10 protein-coding genes and 1 pseudogene are annotated in these 10,726 nt (G+C 68.0%); 1 reads left to right on the top strand and 10 read right to left on the bottom strand.

The genetic code is table 11. The features are described from left to right. Positions 1-13: 13 nt before the first annotated feature. The 8 genes and pseudogenes from Tfont_RS08090 to Tfont_RS08125 form a co-directional block, all read right to left on the bottom strand. Positions 14-1,702, bottom strand: coding sequence for a long-chain-fatty-acid--CoA ligase (locus Tfont_RS08090; protein WP_143969052.1), 1,689 nt, complete (start codon positions 1,700-1,702; stop codon positions 14-16). Positions 1,703-1,871: 169 nt separating this feature from the next. After that, the gene (locus tag Tfont_RS08095) at positions 1,872-2,180 is read right to left on the bottom strand and encodes a hypothetical protein (RefSeq protein ID WP_143969053.1); all 309 of its coding nucleotides are present in this window, start codon (positions 2,178-2,180) and stop codon (positions 1,872-1,874) included. A 3-nt stretch (positions 2,181-2,183) separates the two neighbouring features. Then, positions 2,184-2,504 (bottom strand): ADP-ribosylglycohydrolase family protein, encoded by a 321-nt coding sequence (locus Tfont_RS15030; RefSeq protein ID WP_390612398.1) that lies wholly within the window; start codon positions 2,502-2,504, stop codon positions 2,184-2,186. Further along, positions 2,501-4,012, bottom strand: a pseudogene (locus Tfont_RS14730) (ADP-ribosylglycohydrolase family protein); the annotation flags it as partial. The gene Tfont_RS15030 and the pseudogene Tfont_RS14730, both read right to left, overlap by 4 nt. Positions 4,013-4,062: 50 nt before the next feature. Further along, positions 4,063-5,127 carry an endonuclease NucS domain-containing protein gene (locus Tfont_RS08110; protein ID WP_143969054.1) on the bottom strand — a complete coding sequence of 355 codons (1,065 nt, stop codon included), beginning with the start codon at positions 5,125-5,127 and terminating at the stop codon, positions 4,063-4,065. Positions 5,128-5,174: 47 nt separating this feature from the next. Next, positions 5,175-6,611 (bottom strand): NAD(P)(+) transhydrogenase (Re/Si-specific) subunit beta, encoded by a 1,437-nt coding sequence (locus tag Tfont_RS08115; protein ID WP_068607888.1) that lies wholly within the window; start codon positions 6,609-6,611, stop codon positions 5,175-5,177. Next, positions 6,608-6,946: an NAD(P) transhydrogenase subunit alpha gene (locus tag Tfont_RS08120; protein WP_068607892.1), complete on the bottom strand. Its 339-nt coding sequence runs from the start codon at positions 6,944-6,946 to the stop codon at positions 6,608-6,610. Before Tfont_RS08120 ends, Tfont_RS08115 begins: the two co-directional genes overlap by 4 nt. 35 nt (positions 6,947-6,981) lie before the next feature. After that, positions 6,982-8,130, bottom strand: a complete 1,149-nt coding sequence (locus Tfont_RS08125) for a Re/Si-specific NAD(P)(+) transhydrogenase subunit alpha (RefSeq protein ID WP_143969055.1) — start codon at positions 8,128-8,130, stop codon at positions 6,982-6,984. 250 nt (positions 8,131-8,380) lie between these two features. On the opposite strand from Tfont_RS08125, the gene Tfont_RS08130 reads away from it, so the two are divergent. After that, positions 8,381-8,866 (top strand): NUDIX hydrolase, encoded by a 486-nt coding sequence (locus Tfont_RS08130; protein ID WP_143969056.1) that lies wholly within the window; start codon positions 8,381-8,383, stop codon positions 8,864-8,866. On the opposite strand, the gene Tfont_RS08135 is transcribed toward Tfont_RS08130, so the two are convergent. Next, the gene (locus tag Tfont_RS08135) at positions 8,830-9,606 is read right to left on the bottom strand and encodes a 16S rRNA (uracil(1498)-N(3))-methyltransferase (RefSeq protein ID WP_068607901.1); all 777 of its coding nucleotides are present in this window, start codon (positions 9,604-9,606) and stop codon (positions 8,830-8,832) included. The genes Tfont_RS08130 and Tfont_RS08135 overlap by 37 nt on opposite strands. Positions 9,607-9,613: 7 nt before the next feature. Further along, positions 9,614-10,723 (bottom strand): aminoglycoside phosphotransferase family protein, encoded by a 1,110-nt coding sequence (locus tag Tfont_RS08140; protein ID WP_143969061.1) that lies wholly within the window; start codon positions 10,721-10,723, stop codon positions 9,614-9,616. Between the last annotated feature and the right edge of the window lie 3 nt (positions 10,724-10,726).

The following is a 10,726-nucleotide window of genomic DNA, read 5'->3' on the forward strand; positions in this document are numbered from 1 at the left end:
TCTCCGGGAAAGGTTACTTCTTGTCCCGCAATTCTCGCCGCAAAATTTTGCCCACGGGCGTCTTGGGCAGCTCGGTGCGAAACTCGATTACCTTCGGCCGCTTGTAGCCGGTCAGCCGCGCTTCGCAGAATTCGCGGATGTGCGCCTCGGTCAGCGCCGGGTCCTTCTTGACGACGACCAGCTTGACCGCCTCGCCCGAGTGTTCGTCGGGAATGCCCACCGCCGCGCACTCCAGCACGCCGTCGCACTGCGCGACCACGTCCTCCACCTCGTTGGGGTAGACGTTGAAGCCGGACACCAGAATCATGTCCTTCTTGCGGTCCACGATCTTGAAGTAGCCGCGCTCGTCCATGACGCCGATGTCACCGGTACGGAACCACCCGTCGGCCGTCATGACCTTGGCGGTTTCGTCCGGGCGCTGCCAGTAGCCGGCCATGACCTGCGGGCCGCGGATGGCGATCTCGCCGGGCGTGCCCTGCGGCACCTCGTTGCCGGCATCGTCGATGCACTTCATCTCGGTGCTGGGCAGCGGCAGGCCGATGGTGCCCGTGAACTCGGTGGTGGTGACCGGGTTGCAGCTCGCCGACGGGCTGGTTTCGGACAGGCCGTAGCCCTCGCAGATCGGGCAGCCCGTGCGCTCCAGCCACTTCTTGGCCACCGCCGCCTGCACCGCCATGCCCCCGCCGACCGACACCTTCAGGTTGCGCCAGTTGACGGTGTCGAACTGCGGGTGGTGCACCAGCGCATTGAACAGCGTGTTGACCGCCGGAAAGCTGTGGAAGGTGTGGCGCGACAGCTCCTTGAGCACCGCGGGCAGGTCGCGCGGGTTGGGGATGAGGATCGTCTTGCCCCCGGTGCGCATGCTCAACATCATGTTCACCGTGAAGGCAAAGATGTGATAGAGCGGCAGCGCGCAGACCGCCGTGGGCTGCTCGCCCGGGGGGATTTTTTTCATGACCGGGTCGTTCCAGGCCTCGGACTGCAACACGTTGGCCAGGATGTTGCGGTGCAGCAGCACCGCGCCTTTGCTGACTCCCGTGGTGCCGCCGGTGTACTGCAGCACGGCCACGTCGTCGGGGCCGATCTCCACCGGCCGAAAACCCGCCCGGCGGCCGCGCGCCAGCGCATCGTTGAAGCGCACGGCCCCCGGCAGTTGGAACGGCGGCACCAGTTTTTTGACGTGGCGCACCACCAGGTTGACGATCAGGCCCTTGGCCCCGAGCAAATCGCCCATGGCGCACAGCACCACGTGCTGGACCGGCGTGGCCGCCTGGCACTGCTGCAGGGTGTGGGCAAAGTTTTCGATGATGAAAATCGCCTTCGCCCCGCTGTCCTTGAGCTGGTGCTCCAGCTCGCGCGCGGTGTAGAGCGGGTTGACATTGACCAACACATAGCCCGCGCGCAGGATGGCCGCGACCGCGATCGGGTACTGCGGCACGTTGGGCATCATCACCGCCACGCGGTCACCGCGCTGCAGGCCCAGGCTTTGCAGATAGCCGGCCACCGCGCGCGACGCCTCGTCCACCTCGCGGTAGGTCCACTCCTTGCCCAGAAAGCTGTAAGCGGGCCGGTCGGCGTACTTGCCGAAGCTCTCCTCCATCAGGGCAACCAGCGAGCGGTAGCGGCTCGGATCGATCTCGGCGGGGACGCCCGCGGGATAGTGCTTCAGCCACGGCTTGTCGGCGGCGGTGAGGGTGCTCATGCAGTCTCCTGTCTGGGTCTTGGATCGCCCGGTCTGCCTGACAGCAGGCTGACGGTGCCGACATTATTCCCGAAACGCCTTGCGCCAGCGCCGGCGCTAGGGGTTTTTCCGAACGACCGTTCGCTCGATATGGCAGTGTCGCGACAGGTACCGCGCATCGGGGCCAACGTTACCCGCGCTGCAGCGTATACATTGCGCCCCACACGCGCGCATACGCGTCATGCAGAGCCCGGTCGGTGACACTGTTTTTGAAGTTGCCGTAGTCGATGGCCAGCAGCCGCTGGGCGATCGCATCGACCACGCGCTGGCGCGGCACGGCGGCGCGCCAGCGGTAGTCGGTGTGGCGTGACTCGGTCACCGTCACCCCGGGCAACACGCGCTCGATGTCCCCCTTGCGCCGCGCGCGCACCAGCAGGTGGTCAGGCGGGCAATCCTTGGCGACGATGGACAGGAAGGCGTCGTTGAGGCAGATCCACATCGGTCAGCACCCGGGATATTTGGCAAAAATGAGCCGACTTTGAGGGGTTTCAGGCACGTACTCCCCGATCGGCCAGTCGGGGTAATCGTACAAATCCTGCGCCAGCTCGGTGATCACATCGCGCAACTCCAGCCGCGCCAACCACCGCTCGGGGATGGCTTGCACGCCCCCCATCGTCCCCAGCAGGTTACCCGCCATGGCGCCGGTGGAGTCCGAGTCGCCATCGTGATGGATGGCCAGTAGAACACCTTCTTCGAAGTTGTGAAGTTGTGGGCTTGCAGCGCGCAATAGACGGCGATGGCCAGGGCCTCTTCTGCCACCCAACCCTGTCCGAGCCTCGGGATCGCCCGCCCGGGCGTTTCGCCCGAGTGGGCCAGCTGCCGCGCGTGCTGCAGCGCGGTCAGCGTTTCCTCGTGCCGGGGGTAACGCGGCAGCAGCCCGAACACCTCGTCCAGCGCCTCGTCGAGCGAGCCGCCGCACGCGATGACGTGCACCAGCGCCGCAAAGGCCCCAGCCGCCAACTGCCCTGTCGGATGACCGTGCGTCAGGCCCGCCAGCTCGCAGGCGAGCTCGAACGACGACGCCACGCTGGCATGGGGGGCGCGCGCCGTGTACAGGCCAACCGGGGCGACGCGCATGACACCGCCGCATCCCTTGCTGTCGTTGCGGGCGCCTTCGTCGCGACGCAGCGCGTTCAAGCAGGTGATACCGGGCGCACGGCGCACGTGCAGCGCCGGGTGCGGGTACAGCCACCCCGGGTATTCGAGCGCCCACTCTATCCCGTCTGCCGCGGTTTCCCCCTGGGTGTGCAGCCAACGCAGGTAGGCATAGCGGACCACGTCCTGATGACTGGCCAAGCCGCGCATCCGCCCCCGCACCCAGGTGCGCAGCAGTCCCTCGGCCGTGAACAGCGTCATCTGCGTGTCGTCGGTGATGCGGCCGATGCCACCGTAGGCCGGGGCATAGTCCGTCAGCCCCCGCGGCCCAAAGCGCCGCTCGATCTCGGCGCGCGTCATGAACTCTACCGGCGCCCCGAGGGCGTCGCCCACCGCGCCGCCGAGCAAACAGCCCTCGTAGCGATCAGACAGCGTAATTCGGCGGGGGAGTCGACGGGCGCGCCGGGAGCGATTTTGATGCTCCACGTCACTCGACTCGGTGCGCTCGTCGTAGTCATGACGGAACTCGGCTTCCTGTTGCGACAAAAATCGCTCCAACAGGTCGAGCACCGCTCGGTCGTATGGCGACGCCAAAAATGCGCGTGCCTGCGCCAGCGGTACCAGATGCACGGCCTGGCTCTCCCAGCCCATGTCCGACGGAGTGCCCGCCTCGCGCTGCGCCAAGTAGTAGCGCGTGCGCGTGGTGGTGCGATCCACATCGCCCAACCACGCGACGATGCGTGCCTTGAGCCCGGACTCCTCCCACGCCTCGCGAATGGCGTTGGCCTGCGCCGACAACCCGGCATCGAGGCGGCCCTTCGGAAACGTCGTGTGGTAGCCGCCATAGGCGTTGGTGGGAGAGACCAGCCACACGCGCCCATCGGGCTCCCGCATCACCAGGCCCGACGCGAGCTTGCGGCCGGGCTGTGCCGTGGCCAACTCCGGCTCGCCGATGTGCCGCTGCCCGGAGACGGTCTGCCACGCCTCGGGGTCTCGGGGACCCTGCCAGCTTTGCAGGCGCACCCCGTTGAGCTCGGCCACGGGCAGTGCGTCCCCGGGCGTGATGGTCAATGCAGCCTCGGGGTCCGTCCATCCTCGCAATCGGGCCTTGTGCGGGCGCTCGATCCATACGGTTTCACCTTTGGGCCCCGGTTGGGGATGCGCGACGGGAGGCATGATCTGTCGTGGTAACGCAACAAGACGACTCGATACCGAGGGCTCATCGGTCAGTACGCTGGAGCAGCAGAAGCGGCTTGCTGCTGCGCCCACAATGCATCGGCAATTTCGGCCAGCGACTGTTTGGGGGTGCCCTCAAATCGCACGTACAAGGGCGCCTGCACACTCTGGGGCAGTCCTGTTACTTTTTTATAAAGCTGGTTCAGCGACGGAAAATATTCGCCTGTTTTGAGCCAGCAATAACCTTGCACCCCGTCGTAAACGATGATGCGATCCTGTGGCGGAGCTCCTTGCAAATCACCGTGCGCTTCCAGCACGAGCCGCGCGCCGGGTTTGAGCATTCCCGCCTGCTGCAGCAATATTTGCGTTTTGGGGCGTTTTGTTTTTATTTCTTCCGATTCGACTTGTTTTTGACGCGCCCGCACCAGGAAATCTTCTTCCAGCGGCAATGGAAAAATTTTATCCAGGTGCAAGACTTCCTGCCCCGCAATGCTGTACCGGGACAACTGATGACATTCGATCGTGACCCCTTCGCCTTGGGGCTGCGCAGGGGTAACGTAGCGGGACAGCCAGTTGACCGTTGTCAACAGCTCGCCGTTGATGCTGTCAGATATCAAAATGACCGTCAAACGCTCGCTGTCGAACGACAGCGGGCTGTCGGACATTGCAGCGCCTGCATACCCCAGATGCTCAGCGAGCTCTGAGCGCCATTGCGCGGCGCCCCATCCTGTTGGCTTCCCGCCTTTCTTGATTTGGAATTGAAGCGACTGCTCTTCAATCACACGACTGGGCAGCACCGAAAGCAAGGCCGCATAACGCAGCGCCTGCAATTCGGCGTGCGCATCCGCTTGATCGCGTTTGAGCTCGATGACGACCAATCCACCGGTCTCATCGCACGCCAAAATATCGATGCGTCGCTTACTATCTTCCCATCCGTTGAACTCGGTCGCCAACAGCTTGAAGCCGCGCTTGGGGAAAAACGCATCCAGATTGAACGCGATCAGGTCCCGATAGCGCTCTTCCTTTTCTGCAGACAAGCCGCTTTGCGCGGCTCCCAACGGCACGCTTATTATTTCTGTTGCTTGCTGTGCGGCCTGCACCTGAACCAGCGGCATTTGAACCCCTCCCCGACTGCCGCGCGTATTCTAATTGTTTTATCCGCTCACTCGATGGCCTTCACCATGTCCTCCACCACCTTCTTGGCGTCGCCGAACACCATCATCGTCTTGTCCATGTAGAACAGCTCGTTGTCCAGGCCGGCGTAGCCCGCGGCCATGCTGCGCTTGTTGACGATGACGGTGCGGGCCTTGTAGGCCTCCAGGATGGGCATGCCGTAGATGGGGCTGCCCTTTTGCAGCGCGGCGGGGTTGACCACGTCATTGGCGCCCAGGATGATCGCCACGTCCGCCTGGCCGAACTCGCCGTTGATGTCCTCCATCTCGAACACCTGGTCGTAGGGCACCTCGGCCTCGGCCAGCAGCACGTTCATGTGGCCGGGCATGCGGCCCGCCACCGGATGGATGGCGTACTTGACCGTCACCCCCTTGTGGGTGAGCTTCTCGGCCAGCTCCTTGACGGCATGCTGGGCGCGCGCCACGGCCAGGCCATAGCCCGGCACGATGATCACGGTTTCGGCGTTGCTGAGGATGAAGGCGGCATCGTCGGCGCTGCCACTCTTGACACTGCGCTGCTGCTGCGCCGCCTGGGCACCGCCGCCAGCGTCGCCGCCAAAGCCGCCCAGGATGACGTTGATGAACGAGCGGTTCATCGCCTTGCACATGATGTAGCTCAGGATCGCGCCGGAGGAGCCGACCAGCGAGCCGGCGATGATGAGCATCGGGTTGTTCAGCGAAAACCCGATGCCCGCCGCCGCCCAGCCGGAATAGCTGTTGAGCATGGACACCACCACCGGCATGTCGGCCCCGCCGATGGGGATGATGATGAGCACACCGAGCACGAAGCTCAGCGCCGTCAGCGCATAAAAGGCCGCCCAGTCGCCCGTGGCGGCAAACGTCAGCCCCAAGGCGATCACGGCCACGCCCAGCGCCAGGTTGAGCCAGTGCTGGCCGGCAAACACGACGGGCGCGCCCTGGAACAGGCGGAACTTGTACTTGCCCGACAGCTTGCCGAAGGCGATGACCGAGCCGCTGAAGGTGATGGCACCGATGGCCGAGCCGAGGAACAGCTCGATCTTGTTGCCAAACGGAATCTGCCCGCCCTTGGGCGCCAGGTCGAAGGCCCAGGGCTCGGTGACCACGGCGATGGCGATGCACACCGCGGCCAGACCGATCATGCTGTGCATGAAGGCGACCAGCTCGGGCATCTTGGTCATCTCCACACGCTTGGCCATGATCGCGCCGATGGTGCCGCCGGCCACCAGACCGAGCGCGACCCAGCCCAGGCCGCTGACCTCGTCGAGCGCCATGCGGTCGGCCAGGGTGGTGATCAGGCCCACGGTGGTGACGATGGCAATGCCCATGCCCACCATGCCGAAGACGTTGCCCCGGATGGAGGTGGTGGGATGGCTCAGGCCCTTGAGCGCCTGGATGAAGCAGACGCTGGCCACCAGATACAGCAGGACGACGACGTTCATGCTCATTGGGCGGCTCCTTCACCGGTGGAGCCCGCAGCCGCCGGGGCCTTGCGCTCCTTTTTCTTGAACATTTCGAGCATGCGGCGCGTCACCAGAAAGCCGCCGAACACATTGACGGCGGCCAGCGCGACGGCCAGCACGCCCATGGTCTTGGCCAGGCCGGTTTCGGTCAGCGCGGCGGCGAGCATGGCGCCGACGATGACGATGGCCGAAATGGCGTTGGTCACCGCCATGAGCGGCGTGTGCAGCGCAGGCGTGACGTTCCACACGACGTGGTAGCCCACGTAGATGGCGAGCACGAAGATGATGAGGTTGACGAGCAGGGGGGAGACGGCTTCCATGGGGGAACCTCGCGGAGGGATCGGAAACGGGACGCTCAGGCGCGGCGCTTGACCTCGCCGCCCTGCGCCATCAGGCAGGCGGCGACGATGTCGTCGTCCAGGGGCACCTGCACGGCGGTGGCGTCCTTGGGCAAGACCAGCTTCAGGAAGTCCAGCACGTTGCGCGCGTACAGCGCCGAGGCGTCGGCCGCCACCATCGCCGGCAGGTTGGTGTGGCCGACGATGGTCACGCCGTGCGCGGTGACGATCTGGTCCGGCACCGTCAGCGGGCAGTTGCCGCCCGGCTGGCCGTGCGGGCCGACGGGGCCGCGGCCGGCCGCAATATCGACGATCACCGAGCCGGGCTTCATGCTGCGTACCATGTCCTCGGTGACGAGGGTCGGCGCCGGGCGGCCCGGGATCAGCGCGGTGGAGATGACCACGTCGGCCTGCGCGACGCGCTTGGCCACCTCGGCCTTCTGGCGGTCCAGCCAGCTCTGCGGCATCGGGCGCGCGTAGCCGCCCACGCCCTGCGCACACTCGCGCTCCTCGTCGGTCTCGTACGGCACGTCGATGAACTTGGCGCCGAGCGACTCGACCTGCTCCTTGACCGCCGGGCGCACGTCGGAGGCCTCGATCACCGCGCCCAGCCGCTTGGCGGTGGCAATCGCCTGCAAGCCCGCCACGCCCACCCCCAGCACGACGACGCGCGCGGCCTTAATGGTGCCGGCCGCCGTCATCAGCATCGGAAACAGGCGCTGGTAGTGGTTGGCCGCCAGCATCACGGCCTTGTAGCCGGCGATGTTGGCCTGGCTGGACAGCACGTCCATGCTCTGCGCGCGCGTGGTGCGCGGCGCGGCCTCCAGCGCGAACGCCGTCAGGCCGGCGGCGGCCAGGCGCTGCAGGCCCTCGGCATCGAACGGGTTGAGCATGCCGACCAGCGTCGAGCCGGCTTTCATCTGCGCCAGCTCGTCGGCGGAGGGGCCGCGCACCTTCAGCACCAGGTCGGCGCCCAGCGCCGTTGCGGCGTCGACGATCTCGGCGCCGGCGGCGCGGTAGGCCTGGTCCGGGGCGCTGGAGGCCACGCCGGCGCCGGCCTGCACCAGCACCGTGTGGCCCTGGGCCACGAGCTTCTTGGCGGTCTCCGGGGTGACGGCCACCCGGGTCTCCAGTGCTGCCGTCTCGGCAGGCACGCCTATGCGCATGGTGTTCTCCTCACTCGTTGGGGCACCGCCTGCGGTACCCGGCTCATCGTCATTCTGGGGCCGGCCGGGGCCAGCCCACCGCCGGCAGGGTACCGGGTTTTGCCACCGGTCGCCATCGCCGCGCCGACACTTGTCGAACGGGGTTTACCCTCACCCCGCATATATGTGATGACTCATATTCTGCCCCTCGCATCGTCTGGGCATGGGTGGGTTTACCCTGATGGTCTCCCCGCCGCCACATAATGGTGCCATGAGCATACGCTGGAAGCCGAGTGTCACCGTAGCGGCCATCATCGAGCGCGACGGCCGCTACTTGCTGGTGGAGGAGCACACGCCCGAGGGGCTGCGCCTGAACAACCCGGCCGGCCACCTGGACCCGGGCGAGGGGCCGGTGCAGGCCTGCGCGCGCGAGGTGCTGGAGGAGACCGCGTACCGCTTCACGCCGACGGCGCTGCTGGGGGTGTACCTGTCGCGCTTCCAGCGCCCGGCCACGGGCGAGGACATCACCTACCTGCGGCTGGCCTTCACCGGCACGCTGGGCGAGGCCGAGCCGGGCCGCGCGCTGGATGAGGGCATCGTGCGCACGCTGTGGCTGACGCTGGAGGAGGTGCGCGCCAGCCGCGCGCGCCACCGCAGCCCGCTGGTGCTGCGCTGCATCGAGGACCACGCCGCCGGCCGGCGCCTGCCGCTGGAGGCGATCTACACCGATGCGTCCGTCTGGGCCGCGCCCGGCTGAGGCTGGCCCAGCGTCAAGCAAGCGAGCGCCGCCAGCGCCGCCGTCTCGCTGCGCAGGGTGCGCGCGCCCAGCGACAGCGGCTGAAGGCCCGCCTGCGCCAGCGCCGCCTCCTCCGCGTCGGCGAGCCCCCCTTCCGGCCCCAGCACGACGTGGCATGGGCCGCCGTGCGCCGCGCCCCAAGCCGGCAGCGGCACGCTGCCAGTGGCCAGCGACAGCCAGACGCCCGCGCCCAGCGTCGCGCGCGCCGGATCGGCCAGCCAGTCCGCCAGCGGCCGCACCGGGCGCACCTGCGGCACGCGGTTGCCGCCGCACTGCTCGCAGGCGGCCACGGCCACCGCCTGCCAGTGCGCCACCTTGCGCGCCGCGCGCTCGCCATCCAGCCGCAGCACCGTGCGGGCGGTCAGCAGCGGCTGGACGCTGGCCACGCCGAGTTCGGTGGCCTTCTCGACCAGCCAGTCCATGCGCTCGTTGGCGGGCATGCCCACCGCCAGGTGCACCGCGCGCGCCGGCTCGCGCTCCACGGCCGCATGCGCCTCCACCGCCACCGTGACGTCGCGCCGGCCCATCGAGTGCACCCGCGCGCGCCACTCGCCGCCGCGCGCCGGGTCGCCGAACAGCGTCAGGGCGTCGCCCGGCTGCAGCCGCAGCACCTGCACGTGGCGGGCCGCCTCCGCCGGCAGCGCCAGCGTCTGGCCGGCCTCGAGCGGCTGCGGCAGGTGGATGCGCGGGGGGGCGGCCATGGGGTCGTCAGCTCATGCCCGGACGGCCGAAAGCATAGGCCACCGGGGTCTCGATGCCCTCCACCGCGTCGATCAGCTGCAGCAGGGGTTTGAGCTCGCGGTAGCGCGCCGCGGTGTGGCGAATGTAGGCGATGAAGCGCGGCGCATCGGCCAGGTACGTCGGCTTGCCGTCGCGCAGCGTCAGCCGCGCGAAGATGCCGGCCACCTTCAGGTGGCGCTGCAGCCCCATCCACTCCACCGCACGGTAAAACGCCCCGAAGTCCTGCGCCCAGCCGTCGGCGTCCAACAGGCTGGCCCGGCGCGCCGCCTCCCAGTAGCGGATGGTGACGTCGAGCACCACCTCCTCGTCCCAGCTGAGGAAGGCGTCGCGCATGAGGCTGGCGATGTCGTACGTCAGCGGGCCGTGCACGGCGTCCTGAAAGTCCAGCACGCCCAGCCGCCCCTCGGGCCGCGCGGGGTCGAAGCCGCCGGCGGGCAGCATCAGGTTGCGCGGCATGTAGTCGCGGTGCACCCACACGGTGGGCTGCGCCAGCACGCGCTGCACGATCAGGTCGAAGGCCGCCTCGAGCGTGCGGCGCTGCGCGTCCGACAGCGTGATGCCCTTGTGGCGCGCCAGGTACCAGTCGGGAAACAGCGCCAGCTCGCGCCGCAGCAGCGCCTCGTCGTACGGCGGCAGCACGCCGGGGCGGCTGGCGCGCTGCCACGCCACCAGCGCGGCAATCGCATCCTTGAAGTACGGCAGCGCGGCGTCGGGCTGCTGCGGATCCAGCGCCTGCAGCAGCGTCTGCGTGCCCAGATCCGTCAGCAGCAGAAAGCCGCCGGCCTCGTCCCAGTCCAACACCTGCGGCACGCACACGCCGGCCTCGCGCATCAGGCCGGCGACGCGCACGAACGGGCGGCTGTCCTCGTGCGCCGGCGGGGCGTCCATGACGATGCGCGTGCCGCCGCCGTGCGCGGCGTCGACGTCGAGGCGGAAGTAGCGGCGAAAGCTCGCGTCGGCGCTGGCCAGGCGCAGCGTCTCGGGGCGCAGGCCGTGCGCGGGGGCCACCCGCGCCAGCCAGCGCTCGAAGGCCGCTTCGACGCGGTGCGCTTCCAGTTCCTGCGCACCGGGGGGCAGGGC

It is taken from the genome of Tepidimonas fonticaldi (genome assembly GCF_007556755.1).
Taxonomy (GTDB): Bacteria; Pseudomonadota; Gammaproteobacteria; order Burkholderiales; family Burkholderiaceae_C; genus Tepidimonas; species Tepidimonas fonticaldi.